22 protein-coding genes and 3 tRNA genes are annotated in these 19,366 nt (G+C 68.5%); 3 read left to right on the plus strand and 22 right to left on the minus strand.

The features are described 5' to 3' along the window. Positions 1–53: 53 nt before the first annotated feature. The 10 genes from nusG to ABZU53_RS24320 all read right to left on the minus strand — a co-directional run bounded on the left by nusG (position 54) and on the right by ABZU53_RS24320 (position 7,653). On the minus strand, positions 54–776 hold the full coding sequence (gene nusG / locus ABZU53_RS24275) for a transcription termination/antitermination protein NusG (protein WP_354854322.1): 723 nt from the start codon (positions 774–776) through the stop codon (positions 54–56). Between the two features lie 39 nt (positions 777–815). Further along, positions 816–1,208, minus strand: a complete 393-nt coding sequence (gene secE / locus ABZU53_RS24280) for a preprotein translocase subunit SecE (protein ID WP_234583446.1) — start codon at positions 1,206–1,208, stop codon at positions 816–818. Positions 1,209–1,421: 213 nt separating this feature from the next. Continuing rightward, positions 1,422–1,494, minus strand: a tRNA-Trp gene (locus ABZU53_RS24285). 129 nt (positions 1,495–1,623) lie between these two features. Next, positions 1,624–2,016 carry a MaoC family dehydratase gene (locus tag ABZU53_RS24290; RefSeq protein ID WP_355067655.1) on the minus strand — a complete coding sequence of 131 codons (393 nt, stop codon included), beginning with the start codon at positions 2,014–2,016 and terminating at the stop codon, positions 1,624–1,626. A 1-nt stretch (position 2,017) separates the two neighbouring features. Next, positions 2,018–2,464: a MaoC family dehydratase N-terminal domain-containing protein gene (locus ABZU53_RS24295; RefSeq protein WP_355067657.1), complete on the minus strand. Its 447-nt coding sequence runs from the start codon at positions 2,462–2,464 to the stop codon at positions 2,018–2,020. A 125-nt stretch (positions 2,465–2,589) separates the two neighbouring features. Further along, positions 2,590–2,757, minus strand: coding sequence for a 50S ribosomal protein L33 (gene rpmG / locus ABZU53_RS24300; RefSeq protein ID WP_007073056.1), 168 nt, complete (start codon positions 2,755–2,757; stop codon positions 2,590–2,592). Positions 2,758–2,889: 132 nt separating this feature from the next. Continuing rightward, positions 2,890–2,962 (minus strand) — tRNA-Met (locus ABZU53_RS24305). Between the two features lie 24 nt (positions 2,963–2,986). Then, positions 2,987–3,059 (minus strand) — tRNA-Thr (locus ABZU53_RS24310). Between the two features lie 93 nt (positions 3,060–3,152). Next, on the minus strand, positions 3,153–5,681 hold the full coding sequence (locus ABZU53_RS24315; protein WP_354854328.1) for a bifunctional diguanylate cyclase/phosphodiesterase: 2,529 nt from the start codon (positions 5,679–5,681) through the stop codon (positions 3,153–3,155). Positions 5,682–7,149: 1,468 nt separating this feature from the next. Next, a complete protein-coding gene (locus ABZU53_RS24320) occupies positions 7,150–7,653 on the minus strand; it encodes a DUF4265 domain-containing protein (protein WP_355067659.1) in 504 nt (167 codons plus the stop codon). Between the two features lie 141 nt (positions 7,654–7,794). Between ABZU53_RS24320 and ABZU53_RS24325 the strand changes: the two genes are divergently transcribed. Continuing rightward, positions 7,795–8,316, plus strand: coding sequence for a hypothetical protein (locus ABZU53_RS24325; protein ID WP_355067661.1), 522 nt, complete (start codon positions 7,795–7,797; stop codon positions 8,314–8,316). Positions 8,317–8,327: 11 nt separating this feature from the next. Here ABZU53_RS24325 and ABZU53_RS24330 read toward each other — a convergent pair whose 3' ends face one another. From ABZU53_RS24330 to ABZU53_RS24345, 4 genes are read right to left on the minus strand one after another with little or no spacing between them, the layout of a single operon-like run. After that, positions 8,328–8,525, minus strand: a complete 198-nt coding sequence (locus tag ABZU53_RS24330) for a hypothetical protein (protein WP_355067663.1) — start codon at positions 8,523–8,525, stop codon at positions 8,328–8,330. Positions 8,526–8,536: 11 nt separating this feature from the next. Continuing rightward, a complete protein-coding gene (locus ABZU53_RS24335) occupies positions 8,537–9,763 on the minus strand; it encodes a site-specific integrase (RefSeq protein ID WP_355067665.1) in 1,227 nt (408 codons plus the stop codon). After that, complete coding sequence (locus ABZU53_RS24340; protein ID WP_030329852.1) at positions 9,760–9,945, minus strand: helix-turn-helix domain-containing protein; 186 nt, start codon at positions 9,943–9,945, stop codon at positions 9,760–9,762. Before ABZU53_RS24340 ends, ABZU53_RS24335 begins: the two co-directional genes overlap by 4 nt. Beyond that, the gene (locus tag ABZU53_RS24345; RefSeq protein ID WP_355067667.1) at positions 9,942–11,693 is read right to left on the minus strand and encodes a replication initiator; all 1,752 of its coding nucleotides are present in this window, start codon (positions 11,691–11,693) and stop codon (positions 9,942–9,944) included. Before ABZU53_RS24345 ends, ABZU53_RS24340 begins: the two co-directional genes overlap by 4 nt. A 95-nt stretch (positions 11,694–11,788) precedes the next feature. Between ABZU53_RS24345 and ABZU53_RS24350 the strand changes: the two genes are divergently transcribed. Next, positions 11,789–12,142 carry a hypothetical protein gene (locus ABZU53_RS24350; RefSeq protein ID WP_355067668.1) on the plus strand — a complete coding sequence of 118 codons (354 nt, stop codon included), beginning with the start codon at positions 11,789–11,791 and terminating at the stop codon, positions 12,140–12,142. Positions 12,143–12,168: 26 nt separating this feature from the next. Here ABZU53_RS24350 and ABZU53_RS24355 read toward each other — a convergent pair whose 3' ends face one another. The 5 genes from ABZU53_RS24355 to ABZU53_RS24375 all read right to left on the minus strand — a co-directional run bounded on the left by ABZU53_RS24355 (position 12,169) and on the right by ABZU53_RS24375 (position 15,320). Further along, positions 12,169–12,711: a DUF2637 domain-containing protein gene (locus ABZU53_RS24355; RefSeq protein WP_355067670.1), complete on the minus strand. Its 543-nt coding sequence runs from the start codon at positions 12,709–12,711 to the stop codon at positions 12,169–12,171. Continuing rightward, the gene (locus tag ABZU53_RS24360) at positions 12,708–12,899 is read right to left on the minus strand and encodes a hypothetical protein (RefSeq protein WP_355067672.1); all 192 of its coding nucleotides are present in this window, start codon (positions 12,897–12,899) and stop codon (positions 12,708–12,710) included. Before ABZU53_RS24360 ends, ABZU53_RS24355 begins: the two co-directional genes overlap by 4 nt. A 3-nt stretch (positions 12,900–12,902) precedes the next feature. After that, positions 12,903–13,157 (minus strand): hypothetical protein, encoded by a 255-nt coding sequence (locus tag ABZU53_RS24365; protein WP_355067674.1) that lies wholly within the window; start codon positions 13,155–13,157, stop codon positions 12,903–12,905. Then, positions 13,154–14,749 (minus strand): FtsK/SpoIIIE domain-containing protein, encoded by a 1,596-nt coding sequence (locus ABZU53_RS24370; protein ID WP_355067675.1) that lies wholly within the window; start codon positions 14,747–14,749, stop codon positions 13,154–13,156. Before ABZU53_RS24370 ends, ABZU53_RS24365 begins: the two co-directional genes overlap by 4 nt. A gap of 175 nt (positions 14,750–14,924) precedes the next feature. Next, positions 14,925–15,320, minus strand: coding sequence for a transcriptional regulator (locus ABZU53_RS24375; protein WP_355067677.1), 396 nt, complete (start codon positions 15,318–15,320; stop codon positions 14,925–14,927). Positions 15,321–16,290: 970 nt separating this feature from the next. Between ABZU53_RS24375 and ABZU53_RS24380 the strand changes: the two genes are divergently transcribed. Further along, positions 16,291–16,734 carry a hypothetical protein gene (locus ABZU53_RS24380; RefSeq protein ID WP_355067679.1) on the plus strand — a complete coding sequence of 148 codons (444 nt, stop codon included), beginning with the start codon at positions 16,291–16,293 and terminating at the stop codon, positions 16,732–16,734. Here the strand turns inward: ABZU53_RS24380 and ABZU53_RS24385 are convergent. The 3 genes from ABZU53_RS24385 to ABZU53_RS24395 form a co-directional block, all read right to left on the minus strand. Next, complete coding sequence (locus tag ABZU53_RS24385; RefSeq protein ID WP_355067681.1) at positions 16,724–17,500, minus strand: glycosyltransferase; 777 nt, start codon at positions 17,498–17,500, stop codon at positions 16,724–16,726. The two genes, ABZU53_RS24380 and ABZU53_RS24385, sit on opposite strands and share 11 nt — an antisense overlap. After that, a complete protein-coding gene (locus ABZU53_RS24390) occupies positions 17,488–18,309 on the minus strand; it encodes a GntR family transcriptional regulator (RefSeq protein WP_282305345.1) in 822 nt (273 codons plus the stop codon). The genes ABZU53_RS24385 and ABZU53_RS24390 overlap by 13 nt, the downstream gene beginning before the upstream one ends. A gap of 149 nt (positions 18,310–18,458) precedes the next feature. Beyond that, positions 18,459–18,704, minus strand: a complete 246-nt coding sequence (locus tag ABZU53_RS24395) for a precorrin-4 C11-methyltransferase (RefSeq protein WP_355067683.1) — start codon at positions 18,702–18,704, stop codon at positions 18,459–18,461. Positions 18,705–19,366: the final 662 nt, after the last annotated feature.

Here is a 19,366-nt window from a genome sequence, read left to right on the forward strand (position 1 = left end):
CCGGCGGCTCCCCCCCGCGGGGGGGGGGGGCCGCCCCCCCCGCCGACGACCGGTCAGATCTTGGCGACCTGGTTGAAGTTGAGCTCCACCGGGGTCTCCCGGCCGAAGATCGACACCAGCACCTTGAGCTTCTGCTGGTCGGCGTTGATCTCGCTGATCGTGGCCGGCAGCGACGCGAACGCGCCGTCCGTGACGGTGACCGAGTCACCGACCTCGAAGTCGAGGACCTTGATCTCCGGCTTGGCCTTCTTCTGCTCGGTCTCGACGGCCGGCGCCAGCCACTTCAGCACCTCGTCGAGGGAGAGCGGCGCCGGCCGGTCGGCCCGGTCGGTCGCGCCCACGAAACCGGTCACGCCCGGGGTGTTGCGGACACACGAGTAGGACTCGGCGGTCAACTCCATCCGGACGAGGATGTAGCCCGGGAAGACCTTGGCCTGGATCTGCGAACGCTTACCGTTCTTGACCTCGATCTCTTCCCGGGTCGGCACCTCGACCTGGTAGATGAAGTCCTCCATGTCGAGGCTCGTGATCCGGGTCTCGAGGTTGGTCTTCACCTTGTTCTCGTAACCGGCGTACGAGTGCACCACGTACCAGTCACCCGGGGCGTAGCGCAGCTTCTGCCGCAGCTCGGCGACCGGGTCGTACTCCTCGTCCGGCGCAGGCTCGGTGGTGGGGAACTCCGGCTCGCTGGCGGCCTCAACCGACTCGTCACCAGCCGCCGTCGCGACCGTGGACTGCTCGTCCACCGGTCCGGCGGTCTCGTCGTACTCAGGCACGCTCGCTCACTTCCGTCACTATCGGCTGGAGACAGCCGGTCAGTCCGAGTTGCCGAAGACGAACAACACGACCTTGGCGAAGCCGTAGTCCAGCACGCCCACGATCGTCAGCATCACCGCGACGAACGTGACCACCACGGCGGTGTACGTCAGCAACTCCTTGCGGGTCGGCCAGATGACCTTACGCAGTTCGGCAACGACCTCGCGGAAAAACCGGGCGATGCGGCCGAACACGCCCACCCGACCGGTTTCCGACCGCGTGGTCGGCCGGCTGTCCGCCGATTCAGCCCGGGCGCGGGACCGCGTCGCGGTGCCTCCCCGGGAGACCGGCTCGTCCGCGCCGGAGGCGTCGTCGTCGGCTACGTCGTCGACGATCTCGTCGTCCAGACGATCGTCGCCGGCGTCCTCGCCGCGCCGCTTGTTGTCGGCCACTTCGCCCTCCGTCGCGGAATCTCGGGTCGCACGCCGGGCGGCGTGCGCGGCGCTGGTCACGCCGGCCGGGCCAAACCGTCCCGCGACGGGCCGCGGCCGGTGGATCAACCGGGGGCCCCGAATGCCTCGGAACCACCCCGCCGATGCCACCACCACGGGCCGGACGCCGCCTTGTCGGCGGCGCGACCCACGGGAACGGTCAGGCCTGAGGCGCAGGGGTGACAGGACTTGAACCTGCAGCCTGCGGTTTTGGAGACCGCTGCTCTGCCAATTGAGCTACACCCCTGTGCGGCAACACTCGCCCCACGCGGTCACAGACGACCGTGCAGGGGTCACTTGCCCCACGGCGGACCAGTGTACGGGTAGGCACCCGACTTTCCCAACCGGTCTCCCCGCCACGCGTGGCGGACCCGATTCAGCGCGCGGTCCGGATGGTCGCCCGGGCCTGTGAGAGCACCTTCTCCCCCAGGCAGGTCGCGGTCACATCGAGCCGGGTGAGGCCGTCCTCGGTCACCTCACGGACCCGCGCGGTCACCTCGATCTCGGTCCCCTGGTCGTCGTCCGGGACCACCACCGGCCGGGTGAACCGCACCCCGTACTCGACCACCGCGTCGGGCGCCCCGGCCCACTCGGCGACCGCCCGACCGACCAGGGCCATCGTGAACATGCCGTGCGCGATCACCCCGGGAAGCCCCACCTTCGTGGCGACCCGGTCGCTCCAGTGGATCGGGTTGAAGTCACCCGAGGCGCCGGCGTAGCGGACCAGGTCCGCCCGGGTCACCCGGAACGTCTTGGCTGGCAGCTCCATCTCAGCCCTCCCCGCGGATCACGTACCGGGCCCAGACGGCGACCACCGGTTCCCCGGCGACGGTGCTCACGTCGGTGCGGGTGGTCAGGAAGCCGTGCCCGCCCCGGCTGCTGACGTCCTCGATGGTGTTGGTGCAGACCAGCTCGTCGCCCGCGACCACCGGCCGGGTGTACGCGAACCGCTGATCGCCGTGCACCAGCCGGCTGTAGTCCACACCCAGGGCCGGGTCCTCGATGATCTGGCGGCTCGCCGCCATGGTGACGATCACCGGGAAGGTCGGCGGGGCGACCACGTCCGGGTGGCCCAGCGCCTGCGCCGCCACCGGGTCGTGGTGAGCCGCGTCGGTGGCGCCGATGGCCGTGGCGAACTCACGGATCTTTTCTCGGCCCACCTGGTAGGGGGCGGTCGGCGGATACGTCCGTCCGACGAAGGAAGGGTCCAGAGACATGCCGCGAACCTACACGGGAAGCACAATCGCCGATCTGGTCGGCAGGCAGCGGCTGAGCCGCGCCGTACCGGTCAGATCGGCGATTGGAAAGGCTTCGGCAATGGCCGGCGTGTGCCGGCCAGAGATCAGCGGGTCTCGCGGTGAACCGTGTGCCGGCCGTCGCGCGGGCAGAACTTCTTCAGCTCGATGCGGTCGGGGTCGTTCCGGCGGTTCTTGCGCGTGATGTAGTTGCGCTCCTTGCACTCCACACACGCCAAAGTGATCTTCGGCCGGACATCGGTAGCCTTCGCCACGGCGGAGTGCCTTCCTCGCTAACGGAAACAACTACGACGCGTCAGCCTAGACGCTGACTGCGCGGACATGCAAAGTGGGCGCCAGTGGCGCCCATCTCCACGACCACCGGGAACGAGCCCGGAAGACGAGAGTAGCGGTGGCCGGACTTGAACCGGCGACACAGCGATTATGAGCCGCTTGCTCTGCCATCTGAGCTACACCGCCGCGGTGGGTCCAGCTGAACCCTCGAGCCCCCTTACGGAATCGAACCGTAGACCTTCTCCTTACCATGGAGACGCTCTGCCGACTGAGCTAAGGGGGCCTGCGCGATCTCCCCGTGGGGCGCGCAGAAGTAAGAGTACACGGCCCGGCTCGACAGGTGAAATCGGATCCCCGGTGATCGTCTACGCCCAGCTCAGGGAACGACACGCAGCCGCGGAAGCTCCCCGCCGGAGATCGTTTCGGGGTCGACCTGAGCGCCGAACCAGGCCGCCAACCGTTCGTACGGCAGCGGTCGACTGAACAGGAAGCCCTGGCCGATCTCGCACCCGATGTCCTGAAGGAGCTCCAGGGTCAGCTCACTCTCCACACCCTCGGCGACCACGGCCAGGCCGAACTGCTGGGAGAGCGTCACCACCGCGTTGACGATCGCCAGGTCCCCCGGATCGGTCGCCATGCCCTGCACGAAGGACCGGTCCACCTTCACCTCGTGCACCGGCAGCCGGCGCAGGTGGGCGAGCGAGGAGTCACCGGTGCCGAAGTCGTCCACCGACAGCCGGACGCCGAGATCGCGGAGCCTGCGCAGCGTCGGGATCGGCCGGTCCGTGCCGTCCAGGACCCCCGACTCGGTGATCTCCAGGGTGAGGCGCTGCGCCGGCACGCCGTACTCGGTCAACAGCTCCTGCACCCGGTCCGGGAAGTGCTGGTCGGTGAGCGTACGGGCGGCGAGGTTCACCGCGATGGGCAGCGGCTGGTTGGCCTCGGCCCAGTCCCGGCTGCGCCGCAGACCCTCGCGGAGCACCACCTCGGTGAGCCGACTCAACTGGCCGGTGTGCGCGGCAACCGCCACGAAGTCCTCGGGAGCGACGGTGCCGTGCGTCGGGTGCTCCCACCGGGCCAGACACTCGACACCGAGCAGACGCCGGTCCCGCAAGGTCACCTTGGGCTGGAAGTAGACCTCCAGCTCGTTCTGGTCCAACGCCTGACGCAGGTCACCGGCGAGACCCAGCCGGCGCAACGACCGGGATTCCAGGCCCGGGTTGAACAACTGCACGCTGCCGGGCACCGATTTGGCGGCGTTCGCCGCCAGATCGACGCGGAGCAGCAGGGTCGCGGCATCGCTGCCATGATCCGGGTGTACGACGACCCCGACGGCGGTGTTCACGTCCAGGGTGAGCGCGTCGAAGACCATCTCGTCGCGGATCTGGTCGCGCAGCTGTTCGGCCAACTCCAGCGCGGCGTCGGCGTTCTCCAGACGCAGGGTCACCAGGAACTCGTCCCCACCGACGCGACCCACCAGGGCCGACGACGGCGCGCTGGCCCGCAGCCGGTTGGCGACCTCGACGAGCACCTTGTCCCCGGCGGCGTGGCCGAGGGACTCGTTGACCTGGCGCAATCCGTCGACGTCGAAGAGCAGCAACGCCACCACCTCACCCGGCGCGCCAACCTTGACCGACTCGTCCAGCGCTGCGGTGATGCGCCGCCGGTTGGGCAGCCGCGTCAGGGTGTCGTGGTAGGCGTCGTGCCGCAGGCGGTCGACAAGTCGCGAATTTTCGAGCGCCACAGAGGCGTGGGCGGCCACCGTCTCGAATACCGAGATATCGCGTTGGGTGAAGTACAGCGGGTCGGCGAGCCGGTTGGTGACCTCGAGTGTCCCAATCACCACACCACCTGAGCGGAGCGGAACGACCACTGTGTCCTTGACGCCCCGCTCGGCGAGGCTGGCCCTGAACTCGGGATCACTTGTCACGCCACGGCCGACAGTCACCGGGCGAGCGGTCTCCAACACCTTCTCCCGCAACGCCGACGGAGTCAGGGACAGATCCAGCAGGCCAGAATCCTCGACTCGCGCGGTGAGCAGAATCTCGGGGTGACGGCCCTGTGCGGGCAGCCAGAGGGTGGCGTACTCGGCCTGCATCAGCGCACGCACCCGGCCGAGCAGGGCGTCGACGAGGGTGCCGTCCTGGCCGCTGGCCGCGACCGCCATGCTCAGCTCGTACATGTCGGTGAGCGTGCGGTGCTGGCGAAAGAACTGGGTGTACGAGCGGTAGACCAGAGCGAGCCCGGCCGCCAGCGCCGCCAGGGGCACCAACGACCACCAGGACGCCTTGATCAGGATCAGGACGACCAGACCGGCGGCGACGTTGATGCCTGCGGTCAGGAGCAGTGACGGCGCCGCGCGGAGGGCTTCCCGGCCGGCCTGCCAGCCCTGCAACAGGGTGTGCACCGACATGACGGCGGTGAGACTCACCAGGAACACCACGCTGATCGCGCAGCAGAGACTCACCCACGTCGTCGGGCCGACACCCGACCTCGGCGGCAACGCCTGGAGGACGAGAGTGGCGAGCGACGTCCCGGCGGCGGCCCGCGCCACGTTGAACCACACCTTGGGCGCCGTGATCCGGTGTCGCAGTTGGGTGACCAGGGACGCGAGCGTGTAGATGACGACGACCGTCAGCGGCGGCAGGAAGTAGAGCGCCAAGACGAGCGGCAACTCGGTAAGCGTCATGGCCACCGACTGCCGGCGGGCGACCAGCACCAGCAGCGGCAGACCCGCGGCGATCATCGCCGCGAGAAGGAGCGCTGCCCAGTGCCAGTCGCCGAACGGCCGGTCGGAGACCAGACCGGTGAGGGTTGCGCAGGCGACAGCCAGAAGGATCAGCGGAGCGGTGATGATCCAGGCGTCTTCCGACGACCTGCGCCTCGACTGGTCCCGCGCGATCATTCCGCTCCCTGGCGGTGTGGCGTGTCCCTTGACAAGCGGTGGCCCGTCGGACAGGGGTCGTCAGACCCAGACGACGTCCGTGAGGTGCAAATCGGCGGGTACACCGTGGTTGGCGATGACCATGGTGGCGACGGCGGCAAGGATGAGGAGCGAGCCATACAGCCGGCCCAACCTACGACCAGACATAAGATTGCTCCTGTCGGAAGGTCTCGTGGGGTAGTGGAGGTTCCACGATCGTGCCACAGCACGGGCAACCAGAGAAGTGGTGGCCGCCCGACTGGCACCACCGTCTGTTACTTCCCGCCGTTCGGCCCACCGCCCTCGTCGCACTGGGCCAGATCACGAGCTTGCGAGACAGTTCACCGCTGCGCGCAGTGCTGAAAACGACCTTCAACGCAATCCGGGTCCACCTATAAGCACTCGACACATCCGGTTCGAACGTTACGCTCAGTAACATCGGCCTGTGCGACCCGAACGCGCGCCTTAAGTCCGGCCATCGACCACCATACCGGCTCCGCGCCATCTCGCCAGTACCTCGTCGGGTTCATTTCACATGGACGACGCCTCCTGCCGCCGCTCGACCATGAACAGCATAGATGCAGTTCACCTGGGCAATCCCATCGACCCTCAAAGATGCAAGTTGCGTGCGCCATCAGGCGTACGGGCGCTCAAGCCGGCGTCGCGGTGTCCTACCGCAGCAGTCTGAACGGGGCCCACATTTCGGCCTCCGGCACCTCGTGGGCCGTGAAGTACCCGCCTTGTTCCAGTGGGCCCAGGATGGAGAGGCCCCTCGACGTAGCTGCGTGGCGGGACCCGTCGCCATGGCGATGGGGAGCACGTCCGGCAGTTGGGCCCAACCCTGTGGCAGCCGAGCAGGAGCAGAGCCTCCTTTGGGGCACCCCGGGTGCTCTACCCGGAGATGCACCTTGGGCATGGTGAGCCAACCAATGTGCTGGCCCGGGCAACCCCAACCCCAGCAGCCCGAGCCGGTTCGTCAGCAACATCGCAGCCACGACGCCGGTCGGCGGCGAGGCACCAGGAGGGTGACACGAGCCCTGTGCAGAGCCGGTCGTGCACATCAAGAGACAACGGCCTTCGGTTGCAGGCCGATCCGGGCCGGCATCCGTCAGGAAATCGCCTCCGGTTCCCGGAGCACGAGCATCCGCAGCAGACCTCACAGCGACATGATCAACATACCCACAACCAGTCGGTAACGGCTGGACGCGGCCGGACAAACGACAACGGCCCCCGATCAGCATCTCTGCTGGTCAGGGGCCGTGTCTGCACCTGGTGGCGGGTAGAGGATTCGAACCTCTGTAGCTTTCGCGACGGATTTACAGGGCGTCCGTGATCTTGCACCGGTCAGCGCCTCTAACCTGCTCCTTCTCACCGCCGCAGCGACCCCGACCGATCAGCCGCCCACCATGTGCCCACGCCCACAGCAACGGCGCCAGGACGACGCCCGGTGTCAGGCTGCTCTCCAGTCGTCGGTCGCGCAGCCGACCTCGAAGCTCCACCAGCCCTCCGCCTCGCCCCGTTGCAGGCTCGCCTTGATCGCGGGGAGATCTGCGCTCGCCGGCAGGGTGAAAGCAACAAGAGGGAGTTCCTTGCTGAACGTCTCGCCGCCGATGCCGAAGGGCGCCAGGCGGTCGTAGACAGCTTGGGCGCTTGGTCCGAGGGGGCCACGGGGGTTCGGCAGGACCCTTACCGTGCAGTTGCCCGACGCCTCGACCCGCCCGGTTGTCCAGCGAAGTCCGTCCGGACTCACGGTGAAGCGCACCAGGTCACCCTCGGCAACGCCGTCTTGAAGGAACGGAGCGTTGCAAATGCGAGCCGTGTCCGGGCCCGCAGCGACAGCCCACAGGCCCTCGGTGTCGTAGGGAAGCCACCCTTCCCGCGGCACGAACTTGAACCAGATCTTGATGAAGTGGTCTCCGGCAGGTGGGTCGCGGTCCGGTGCGGGTGAAAACATGCCGGCATCATTCCCTGTCAGGGCGAGTGCTCCCACCGAAGACCACCGCCGGACGACCTCGGTCGGGAAAACGCCGGGCACATCCGCTCGGCGGGCCGGTATCTCGGAGACAGCGCCGGCTCGGCAGCGGACCATGTACCGATGCACAGCGAGGATGCTCTGACCCGCCTCCAGGACGCCGCCGTCTTCTGGAGCGTCGGTTCTGGCACCGCGGCCCAGGTGATCGAAGCCGCCTGCGACTGCCTCACTGCGGGTATAGACAGCCCCACTCTCCGGATCCTCGCCGGCATCTCGCCGGTAAAGGGCGAGGAAAATGACGAACTGCGGCGTTGGCTCGAAGGCGCACTGTCGGAACTTTCTCTGACTTACTACGGCGAGGGAGGCCGAGAGAGCGAGGAGGAAGCCCTCCGAGTCATGGCCCGGCGACTGCTCGCACAGACCATCACGCCTCGCGATCTCACCTCTTGGGCATACCGATTCATCTCCTACGACGGCACTCCCCTGGCAGCCGAGCTGATCGCCTTGGACAACGCCTACGACCTCGTAGACGCGGTTCACGACTGGCAACGGCACACCAGCACCGAAACCAAGAAGATCGACGCGGACGTCGTCGGCGAAGCTGGGCGCCTTCTCGGCGACGCGACGACCGCCGATAAGGACTGAAGCGCGGGCGCTCATCCGAGCGCATCGCCGATCTTGTCGTTCATGGTGTCGTCTCCGCCGTCGATGCAGTTGGCGTAGACCCGGAGCAGGACCGCGACCCCGTGGCCCAGGCGCCGGGCGACCTCGGTCGGCGGGACGCCGGCATTCAGCCAGAGCGAGGCCGCCGCGTGCCGCAGGTCGTAGGGCCGGCGCACGAGCGGCGAGGCCACCTGCGATTCGGTCAGCGCCTTCTCGCGGGAGAGCTTCCACCACCGGTCATAGACCGACTCAGAGAGCGGCCCACCGTGCAGGCCCCGGAAGAACCGACCATCCGGGCCATCCCGTGGTTGTCGACGTGCGTGCACAGCAGCTCGACGAGCCGGGGCGGGATCGGAACCGTACGAGTCTCGGCCCTCCCCCGGTGCTTGAGTCCGCGCCGCTCGTGGGAGCCGCCATCGTCGGTCCAGTGCGACCCGGCGCGCGGCGAGGTGCCGGCGAGCACCAGGCGGCCCCAGCGATGTTCGATCTTCTCGTGCTCGCAGGACCGGGAAGGCTTGACCGCAGCCAGGTCGTCGAAGTCGGCCCCGCAGTCGGCGCACCGGCCGGCAAGGTCGCAGTCCTCCCGCCGTAAGTCAGCGGCTTCCGATGGACGCATCCCCGCGTAGTAGAGACAGCCGAAGAACGCAGTGACCTTGTCGGCGCGTTTGCCGAGAGATTTCACCGCCTCCAGCAGCGTGGCGACCTGGGCCGGGTTCGCCACCACCCGCCGGTCGATGGACTGTGCTACCTCGGGGGCGGTCCACTGGACCCGGTCGACCGGGTTGGAGTCGATCAGCTCCAGCTCGACCGCGTACCCGAGGACGTTGTAGAAGGTGGCCCGCTTCCGCTGGACGGTGGAGGCAGCCGCGGGCTTGCCGTCGAGGCGTACGCAGAGGCTGTCGAGGACTCGACGGACCATTGCGGGTGAGTCCAGTTCGACGACCGGGAGGGACGCCGTTTCCAACCAGGCCAGCGCCGCTGCGTGTTCGGGCGGGATCTCGTCGGACCAGCGGCGCGGGTTGAGGCCGTAGAGGTACAGCGCCTCACGGAGCAGGGCGTCAGTCGGTCGGCCCCGCTTGGCCGGGCGGGTCAGGGTCACCGTGATCGAGGTCAACGCCTCGACGATCGAGCGCCGGGTCTTGGCCGCCGCGCGAGGCCACTTCATTTCGACGTACGCGCGGCTGTGTGCGTACCAGGTGGTGGGGTTCTTGGTTCTGGCCTCGGAGACCGGGCGGCCGGTGGCCCGGTCGAAGGGCTCCCCCGCGTTGGCCGCCTGGACCAGCTCGGCGCGGAACGAGTGCGCCAGCGCCTTGGTACGGAACATGTCCTCGAAGCGCTGGCCGCTCACCGCCCAGCGGACCCGCCACGGCCGAGCCTTCCGGTCGACGCGCTTACCGATCTCCCAGATCTGGACCTCGTAGCTCTTCACGCGGCGTCCTGCTCCAGGTCACCGAGCCACCGACCGAGCGCCGACCGGCGGACCCGAAGCTGCCCGTTCGGGAGCTTGATCACGCGTGGTCCCTTGCCGGTCTGCCGCCAGTAGAACCAAGTCGAGCGCGGTACGCGCAGCTCGGCGAGCACTTCCGGCACGGTCAACAACTCCTCGTTCACTGCGTCTCCTCCCCGTCGTGCTGTGCGCTGTGCTGAGTTGCCGAAAGATCTGGGGACCCCTGCGCGGCCCGGTCTTTGGCGGCGAGCAGTTCGGATCGCCAGCGGGCGCGTTCGCTGATCGACCGCATGAGCCGGTGGGTCATCGGGCCGACGTCAGGGTCGTCGGGTCGGGCGAGTTCCCAGGCGTGCCGAACCCGTTCGGTGGTTGCGCCCTGGTCGTCGACGAGCTGCGTGCCGTCGGTGGTGACGCCGAGCAGTGCCCGGACCCAGGCCCGCGCGTCGTGCTTGTGGTCGGCGAGGGTCTTGCCGGACCAGTCGCGGGAGATGAGGATTCGCCGGCCGCCGATGCCGAGGGTGTCGCGTTGGTGGACCTTGCCCTTGCAGCGGCCGGGCTTGAGCTTGGCGTGTGCCTTCTTGGGCTGGACGCCGTACAGCAGCCAGTTGGCGCACCGGTCGGTGCAGGGCGTGAGCTGGAGTTGCTGCCAGAGCCGGTCGAGGTGCTTGCGTTGCCGGTCGGTGGTTGCCTTGTGGCAGTCGCCCGTGTGCTTGGTGATGTACTTCGTGACGTACCGGATGGTCCGTTCGGCGTCCTCGGTGCCGGGCATGACGCCGCGGGCGTCGACCTGGGCGCCGAAGCGAACGACGTGCACCGGGTCCGCGTCCCGGTCGTCGTCGATGGCGTCGAGGGCTTCCGTCCAGGTGGTCAGCGGCTCGCGGGTGTCCGGGTCAACCCATGCCGCCGCCTGCTCGTCCCAGATCGGGCGCCGGTCGAGGGTGTAGCGCTGGGCGTCGACCGAGGGCCACCACACCTGGTGATAGGTGGCCGCCGCCACGGTGCGGAGCACGTCGCGAGGGATGGTGCCCCGGATGGCGAAGTGCGCGTGTGGGGCGAGGCGGCGTTGCGGCTCGACGCAGCCGGCGTACTGGACGTTCCAGCCCTCGCAGCGTCGGAGGTTCTGCCAAAACCGCTCGAGCAGTCGGGGGAAGTGCACGGCGTCCCAGGCGGCGCGGCGGTAGTCGTACCTGGCCGGGTTGACCGGAGTGCCGTCGGGGCGGACCGGGCCGTACGAGTCGAGGGTGAGCGTGAGCCACATCGACGGTTGGTAGGTGGAGCCGTCCGGGGCGGTGTAGGTCTTGCCGACGGTGCGGCGCTCAACTTTGCGCCGGGGCAGTTCGGGGGCGTCCTGGCGCCGCTTGGTGGAGCGCTTGCGCCGTGGGCCGGGCTCGTCGTCTTGGTCGTCGTCGGTGGCGTGGGGTGGTCCGACGCGCCCGCGCAGGCCCTCAGCGGCGATGGCTTCCTCAACCTCGCGGATCGCCTCGTCGAGGTCGGTCACCTGGTCCCACTGCGCGCCGCGTACGGCCTCGTCGCGGGAGAACTCCAGGTGCGCGCGGAACAGGATCAGGGACTTCTGCGCCTCGGCGGCGGGTTCCGGGCCGGGTAGCGGTTCGTCGTCGCGGTGCCAGCCCTCGCGGATCTGGGCTTGCCGTAGCCGGCGGTTCTTCTTGGCGCAGGGCGGGCACTTGTCCTCGCGGGTCGCGCCGCAGGGCAGGTCGATGACCTCGGTCAGGCCGGTGTCGAGGTCGGTGCGGCGCATGGCGAGCGGACGGACGCAGACTCCGTACTCGATGGCGATGTCCTTGAGCACGTCGATCGAGCGGGGCAGCGCCATGCGGGCCGCCCGCGACCCCGGCCGAGGAGCAACCGGGGCCGGGGCGGGTTCGAGGCCGGGCAGGGTCGGAGCCGTCATCGGCCCACCCCCACCGCGAGTCGAATGCGGTAGTCCCGGGTGCCGACCCGCCGGTACTGTCCGGGCTCACCAAGAATCCGAACGGCGAGGTCGACATGAACAGCGATGACGGTACGACGGTGCTGTGGCGCCCAACCGGGCCGAAAGAGCTGGATCTCGTCCGCGAGTCCGGATGGCGGGCGTGGCCGCCGCGCCTGCCGGATCAGCCGATCTTCTACCCGGTCCTGAACGAGGACTACGCGGTGATGATCGCCCGGGACTGGAACGTGCCCGCGTCCGGCGTCGGCTACGTCACCCGCTTCCGGGTGGAGTCGGAGTTCCTGAGCCGGTACCCGGTTCGCCAGGCCGGCGGTAAGACCATTCTGGAGCTGTGGGTGCCCGCCGAGGAGCTGGACGAGTTCAACACTCACATCGTTGGGCTGATTGAGGTGGTGCACGAGTTTCGGTAGGCGCCGGCCGGCGGCGAGGGCGGCCGTCATCGGATGATCCCGACGACCTGGGGCCGGCCGGACTGGACGACAGCGACCCGAGGCAGCACCGCGGCTGATGCCGGCGGCATCACCGGAGCGGGCGGCGCGGGTTCGGCCGGCTGCGGCTCGTCGTACCAATCGTCCTGCGGCTGATCGGGCTCCGATGCCGGCGGGGTGGCAGGTTCGCTGGATAGGACGACCTTGACCAGGGCGAGGAAGGCCAGCGATGGCACCGCCGCGACGATCCAGCCCCAGACGGATGGTTCGGCTTCGGTGACCTGGGCGGCGAGGGAGAGCAGCGCGAACGCGATCAGGAGGACGCCGACCAGGCCGACGGGTCGGCCATCTTGGCGACGGGCGCGGATCTCCAGGCCGAGGTAAATGGCCATCAGCTCGACCGCTACGGCGTTGGCCCAGCCGATCCAGTCGGGCTGGCCGTGGGCGACGGTCAGGTCGTGAACGTGGGTGAAGGCGGCGGCACCGGCCATGATCCCGATGGCGAGCAGGATCAGCACCCGGATGCCCGACTCGGCGCGGTGGCGGATCATTCGAAGTCGCCTTCTGGGATGCGAATGGTCACGGTGATGCGGATGCGCTGCCCGTCGAGGTCACTGCGGCGGCGGACCATGTACGCCAGGCCGTGCAGGGCGGCGGCGAGCCGGAGCGGGGAGCCGTTCAGGTCGATGTGCAGCGGCTTGAGGCGGTGGGTGCCGAGGAAGAAGCTCTTGAGGGACATCGGTTACCTCCGGGCCGGGGCGACGCGGGTACGGATGTGCTCGGGTGGCTCGCCGAGGGAAGCCACCGCTTCGGAGAGGCAGCGCCATAGCGCCCACGCCTCGTCGGGAGTCAGGTACATGCGGCGCCGACCGCCGCCCACGGCGAGATAGACCGGGTACGGGTCGGGCCGGGCGGGATCGACGCGCACCGACACAGCCGTACTGGTGGCACCGTCGGTGCCGGGAGCACGCAGCCGGTAGAAGGTCGGGGCGGTCACCGCGGCTCACCCCCATCGGTGTCCCGGTCGAGGAAGTTCAGCAGCGAGTCGGGCAGCAGTGGTCCGCGACGCTGCCGGGGCAGAGGCGGGCGGGCCGGTTCGGTGGCGGTTTCCCGGCCGACCTGGGCGAGGATGTCCGCCGCGTCGGCCGGGGCCGGGTACTCGGCGGCCAGCTCTCGAATGTGGCCGTCGGAGATGTAGGAGAAGCGGACCCGGGCCGGCTCCGGGGTGCCGTCGAGGATCACGTAGCCGACGCCCTTGGCCCAGCGCGGCATCTGGTCGGCGAGGGCACCCCGGTTGCGGGCACCGTCACCCAACACGAGATCGACCTGAGCCGCCTCGGTCAGGCCGAGCGCGATCCGTGTCGGGAACAGATCCCGGAACGGCAGCACCTCCTTGCGGGGGTCCTGCAACGCGGCCACCACCAGGACACCGACCCCGGCGCCCTGAGACAGCAGCAACCCGAGCGAGCCAGCGATGCGCCTACGCAGGTCGACATCCTGGAGGTACGCGGTCAGTGCCGCCATCTCGTCGATGACGACCACGACCAGGGGGTCAGCCAGGGTCGGAGTATGCACCCGCACCGCGCCGGCAAGCCGGGTCTGCCGTTCGCGCATCACCGTCACGGCCTCGTCGAGCAGGTCGGCCATGGCCTCGAATGACTTGCAGGCGAACCGGGCGAACAGCGGCCGCCCCATGGCGAATTCCATGCCGCCCTTGGGGTCGATCACCCAGAGCCGGACCAGCCCGGAGGAGATCCCGCCGGCCAGGACGCGGACCAGCGACCACAGCACCGAGCCCTTCCCGGAGCGGGTGGCGCCGCCGATCAGCACGTGGGTGGCGAGCAGGTGCAGGCACCAGTGCCGCAGGTCTTCCCGTCGAGCCAGCGGCAGCGCGGTGAAGTCGGGCACCGACGGGACGTCGAACGGGTCGACCAGAGTGCGCAGCGCATCGGTACGGACCACCACCAGGTAGACCACCGACGGGCGGTCCCGGAACCGCAGCCGGTCCACCGCGCCGAGGACCAGCGCCCAGTAGCCCGACCGGGTCGGCGGCTCATCGGGGCGCTCGGAGTAGACCCGGGCGTGCCGCCGGCCGAAGGCGTACGCCAGGTTCGCCGTTGCCTTTTGGAACTCCTCCGGTGTCTGGCCGCGGACCATGCGGATGGTCAGCACGTCGAGCGCCTGGTCCGAGCGGACCCGCAGCAGCTCCGGCAGGACCGTGCGATGGTCATACACCTTGGCCAGCCCGCAGAGGGTCATCGCTTCACGCCAGGCCCTCCGGTAGACGAAGAGCTGCCGGAATCGACCGAGGATCGGGCCGGCGCACCAGGTCCACCAGGACGATTCGTGCCGCCACCGCCACAGCGCCGAGACGGCAGCGGCCAGGACTACGGGCACGATCACGCCGGAGCGGCCGAACTCGCGGTAGAGGCTCACCCCGGCCACGACCAGGCCGACAGCGACCGGGTGGCGAAGGCACCACCACAGGCCCCGCCACATCCACCGCAGCACTAGGCCGACCGCGATCAGCCAAACCGGCAGCTCCAGCCGGCGCGGCCGGATCACCATCAGATCCCCGGCGGTGGTCATCACAACCTCGCCGCGCGGCCGGCGCATCATCGGGCACCCGCCACTGTGGGCCGCCGCAGGACGGCAGGCATACGCTTGGACATGTCACTACCTCTCTCGACAGAGCAGGGGAAAGAGACAGAGGGCGGGGCTGCCGTCCGCCAAGACCTGACAGCCCCGCCCCCACCAAATGCGGCTACTGCGCCGCCTTCGTCGCCACGCCCGCCGGGGCGCGCATCCCGGTCGCCCGCAGCGAGTACGCCATCCGGTTGTTATTGGTCACGTACGGCGTGGCCGTCATGCCCTCGAACTCCACCGCCTCGAACGGGGCACCCGTCGGCGGCACCGGCTGGTAGTCGGCCGAGATCTTCACCGTCGTCTCCCGGGACCGCTTCCCCAGCTCCGGATCCAGGTCCATCACCCGGACCTGCCACACCCGCTGGCCGGTCAGCTTGTCCTTCGCCGGGCTACGCCGGCCGGTCTTCTCGTCGTAGTCCTCGACCTCGCCCAGGGACTCGGGCACCAACGCGCACCCCGCCGGGAACACGTCCTCACACCGCACCGCGAACCTCGTACCGCCGCGCAGAGCCATCGCTCAACCTCCAACTTGTTAACTTGTCTGCCAAGCTAGCCTTCAAGGTAGACGGCACTTGGCAGACAAGTCAACAACCTTGCCCGAGGCAAGCTGAGAGCTTTGCTGTCGCCGGAGCCGCAGCCATCTGCGCAAGCCGTTAGGCCTGGCGTGGTAGTGGAAGCGAAGCCCCTAGGGAAGCCTGCAAACATGTTTGCAAACCAGCACTGCAGCTGATCCACCCGTGCCGGCGTTCGTATCGGCGGTTCCTACTGCAGATGCCGGAGCGATGTAGCTACAACACGGATGACGTTGTAAGGTGTAGCAGCACTTCTAAATTACTTAGATTAGAAGTTGAGAAGCGTTGAACGTTCAACGCGTTGACACTCAACTGCAGACGTGTTGGTCAAGATTCGACGATCCTGCACCAACACAGGAAACGGACCCCCACCCGTGCCCCGGACAGAGCGAAGGGTGGAGGCCCGTAGGAGGGTCGGCTCGCCTAATTGGCGGGCCGACCAGCCCCCCCGCCTCTGAGCCAATCCATGATCAACCACGTCAAGGTAGGTGCGATGAGCTTGAAGTACCAGCTCAAACGCTCTATCTCAGGCCGAGGATGCCAGGCACGACTCTTCGGGGCTCTGACTCTCAGCTTCCGCGACTCCGAGCCCTTTTTGGCGTTGGCCATACTTCACCTTCCTTATGCGGGCATGAGTGCGCCGCCCTCAACACTGGTGGTTGAAGGCGGGTCACCGGTTGTGCGCGCACGGTCGGTTGAGTTTGACCTCGCCGAGATCATAGGCACATCGCTAGGGCCAATTGCAAGCGGAGTCTGACGGATTCCGATGGACCGAAAACAATTGCAGGCATTCGCACAATAAGGACCGCGTCCTTGCTTGACCTCGATTGCGATTCAATGTAGCGCCTCCACGGTCGAGCAGTCAGTGACGCAGGAAGCGTCAAAGCTGACCCGCTGGGTATGAGCGCAGCCATGACGCACAAGCAGGCGGGTCAGGCTGTCGATCAAGAGCACTCGCGTCCGGCGGGTGTGGACGACAAGACGGTCGAGGCTCTGGGTGAGTTGAGCAAGGCTCTCGAGACGATCCACCGGGTACGAGGCCACCTGTACTCGGCGCACCAACTAGTGGGCGGGGCAGATCTCACCCTTGACCAAGTGGTGAAGCTGCTCCGCGAGGCCGGGCACGACGAGCTGGCTGACCGGGTCGAGCACGAGCTGTTGGGGCGCAACGTGCTGCCCGGTCGGTGGACGTTCCAGATCGTGGAGGAGTTCGACGACGGCTACTACGCCGCGTTCCAGGAGATCGAGCGGGAGGCGCGGGAGAAGCTGGCCGGCGGCCGGCGGCACATTTTCGAGGCGGAGATGAAGGAGCGGCGGCGTACCCACGGGATGCCGGGGCACGAGGCTACGCCGTAGCGCTGCCGCCGAAGCCGTTCGGGATCATCGAGGCCAGGGCGTTGGCTCGGGCCTCGATGATCCTCATTCGTCCCCGGTACTCGGCCGGTTCCCGATGCGCGGCCTGGCTGGTGACCTGGCCGGGCCACTTACGGTAGAGAAGGCCGTACTCCCGGGTGAAGTAGCCCGGGGTGACCGCATTGGCGGCGAGCAGGAGGCCGGTGTCCTCGGAGGCGGGCAGGGCCATCCAGCCGCCCAGGGCGAAGACGAGATCTCGCCGCAGGCACAGGGTCGCCGGGTGCACCGATGCGCGGTAGTCGTTGGCCTTCCAGAACGACAGGACCGAACCGCGGTCGATGACGCCGCCAGCCGGGTCCTTATCCCATCCGGCGGTCGACCCGTCGGGCAGCAGGTCGAGTACCCGCGAGGTGGTCCAGCCGATCTGCGGGTGCGCGTCGAACGCGGCGATGTCGCGGGCGAGCGCGCCGGGGGTCAACTGGTCGTCGGCGTCCAGGACCTTGATGAGTTGACCGGAGACTCGGGAAAGAGCGAGGGTACGGGCAACACCAGGCCCACCGGGACGGCCGGTGCCCAGACTGATCCGGGGATCGTCAGGCAGCGCGTCGACCAGGGCGCCGGTCTGCCCGTCCTCCTGGACCAGCCACTCCCAGTCCCAGCCGGCCAGCATCTCCTGCTTGGCCAACGACTCGTAGGCGCCAGCCAGGTGCTCGATGCTGGGCGCGTGGACCGGGGTGATGACCGAGACGAGCTGCGTCAAGTTTTCCACCGCTGGAGTTTGTGGGAGTAGACAAGCTCGGTGCGGTCGCCGGGCATCACCACGTCGGCGACCTCGACGACACGACCGGTGGTGTCGGTCGAGGTCTTCCGCACGGTGAGCACGGAGACCCCAGGGTCGATGTCTAGCAGTTCGGCCTCATCGGGCGACGGCGGGCGAGCGCGAATCTCGTCGTCGATCCGGTCCAACTCGATGCCGAGCGTGTAGAGCTGGTGCTGCGTGCCGCCCGGCCACGGCTCCTTGCCAGCATCAAGCAGGTCGGGGTTCGCGGCCACCAGGTCGTACGGCAGGTAGGAGTACGACACGGTCAACGGGGCGTTCTCGTGCCGCGAGGACGTCCAGTAGACCCGGCGCAGCAGCGACGTACCCGGCTCGACCTGTAGGGCCGCCGCCATCTCCGCATCCGCCTCGACCCGGGAGTATTCGGCGTGGAACTTCAGGTCGTCGACGGTCAGGCCGGTGTCGTGCTCGGTGGCGCCAGTCTTCAGCCGCTCGTCCTCGTCGAGCAGGACGCGATCCTTCTCCCACTGGTACCGCTCGGTGTTGCGACGGCGTACCCGTTGGCGGGGTGCCCGCACGTAGGTGCCGCGACCCTGCTCCGCGCGGACCAGGCCCCATTCCCGGAGCTGCCGGATGGCGTTGCGGACGCTCGTGCGCGACAGGCCCGAGGTGTCGGCCAACTCGGTCTCGCTGGGCATCAGGGTGCCGGGGGCTAGCTCACCGCTCACGATCTTCGCCCGCAACTCCTCCGCGAGTTGCAGGTAGCGAGGGCGCCAGTCCCGGCCTTGCACACCGGTCACCGTACCCCCTAGACGTTCCAACGTCTGCCAGGTGGTCCCGCCGGCGGGCCGCTCAGGAACCGGCGGTACGGCTACCGCTGCTCGCGGCGGCCGCGCGGGGGGCAGGCCAGGAGTACGAGGAACGGCTGAGCTACGACGGGTGTTGGCGTTCACTGCGTGTCTCCGGCCCGCTCGCCGCCATCTGCCGGTGTCAGCATCTCCAGCTGGGCGTAGACCAGCTCGTCAATGAGCCGGTCTACCTGCGCGGGCGACAGGAGTACGGTCTGCGTCGCGCCGTATCGGGTCGCGTCGAGCTTCACGGCCAGGTCCCGGCGGGCGAACCGGTCGACGACCAGTTGGACGGTGACCCAGCCGGTCCGCTCCCGTCCGATGGTGGTGAGAAGCCCACGGTGCATGGGATCGTTCGGTCCACAGCCTCGACACCAGACCGGGCACACGACCGGGGCGATCGACGGCTGCGGCGAGCCCTCTGGGATGTCAGCACCCTTACTCATCGCCGGTCCCCTGTTGCCCGGTGGCCTGTGCAAGCGATCCGCGAAGTTGCTCGACCAGTTGGGCTGCCTGCGGCACGGACAGCTCGGCCCAGGCGTTCCCGGCCCGGCACGACACGTGGACACCGATCATGGGACCGCCCAAAGCCTCACTGCTAATGAGGTACGTGACGACGAGCCCGCCCGCTCTACTGTCGCCGGCCCGCTGGATTGGGCCGCGATGACGGCGGGCCATATGCGTCATCACCGGCGGTACTAGGTAGCCGCAGCGATCCGGGGCACACAGTCCGGGTGGCTGGTGACGGCAGGCGGCTTGTTCGTACGACTCATCGCGGCCACCTCCCGCCGTTGCCTCGGTAAAGCTGGGCTCCTGTCATCAAGGGCGCGTACCGGAGCGCAGGCAGTTCGCGGGTGACACCCCTCGACCACCGCAGCGAGGAGGTCGTGGGAGCCGCGAGGGGACTCGACGGGACGTTGCCGCTGGCATACCGGGCAGATGCGCGCCTCCGAGACCACCAGAACGAGAACCAACGGTGTCGACGATGGCAGCCGGACATCGCACCTCC

The sequence above is a fragment of the Micromonospora sp. NPDC005194 genome (assembly GCF_040608335.1).
Lineage (GTDB): Bacteria > Actinomycetota > Actinomycetes > Mycobacteriales > Micromonosporaceae > Micromonospora.

Bases quoted from the DNA above. Each gene is read 5' to 3' on its own strand.
- ABZU53_RS24290 (WP_355067655.1), bottom strand. From the start codon at position 2,016: ATGGAGCTGCCAGCCAAGACGTTCCGGGTGACCCGGGCGGACCTGGTC.
- ABZU53_RS24295 (WP_355067657.1), bottom strand. From the start codon at position 2,464: ATGTCTCTGGACCCTTCCTTCGTCGGACGGACGTATCCGCCGACCGCC.
- ABZU53_RS24315 (WP_354854328.1), bottom strand. From the start codon at position 5,681: ATGATCGCGCGGGACCAGTCGAGGCGCAGGTCGTCGGAAGACGCCTGG.
- ABZU53_RS24320 (WP_355067659.1), bottom strand. From the start codon at position 7,653: ATGTTTTCACCCGCACCGGACCGCGACCCACCTGCCGGAGACCACTTC.
- ABZU53_RS24325 (WP_355067661.1), top strand. From the start codon at position 7,795: ATGCACAGCGAGGATGCTCTGACCCGCCTCCAGGACGCCGCCGTCTTC.
- ABZU53_RS24345 (WP_355067667.1), bottom strand. From the start codon at position 11,693: ATGACGGCTCCGACCCTGCCCGGCCTCGAACCCGCCCCGGCCCCGGTT.
- ABZU53_RS24350 (WP_355067668.1), top strand. From the start codon at position 11,789: ATGAACAGCGATGACGGTACGACGGTGCTGTGGCGCCCAACCGGGCCG.
- ABZU53_RS24355 (WP_355067670.1), bottom strand. From the start codon at position 12,711: ATGATCCGCCACCGCGCCGAGTCGGGCATCCGGGTGCTGATCCTGCTC.
- ABZU53_RS24360 (WP_355067672.1), bottom strand. From the start codon at position 12,899: ATGTCCCTCAAGAGCTTCTTCCTCGGCACCCACCGCCTCAAGCCGCTG.
- ABZU53_RS24370 (WP_355067675.1), bottom strand. From the start codon at position 14,749: ATGACCACCGCCGGGGATCTGATGGTGATCCGGCCGCGCCGGCTGGAG.
- ABZU53_RS24375 (WP_355067677.1), bottom strand. From the start codon at position 15,320: ATGGCTCTGCGCGGCGGTACGAGGTTCGCGGTGCGGTGTGAGGACGTG.
- ABZU53_RS24380 (WP_355067679.1), top strand. From the start codon at position 16,291: ATGACGCACAAGCAGGCGGGTCAGGCTGTCGATCAAGAGCACTCGCGT.
- ABZU53_RS24395 (WP_355067683.1), bottom strand. From the start codon at position 18,704: ATGCACCGTGGGCTTCTCACCACCATCGGACGGGAGCGGACCGGCTGG.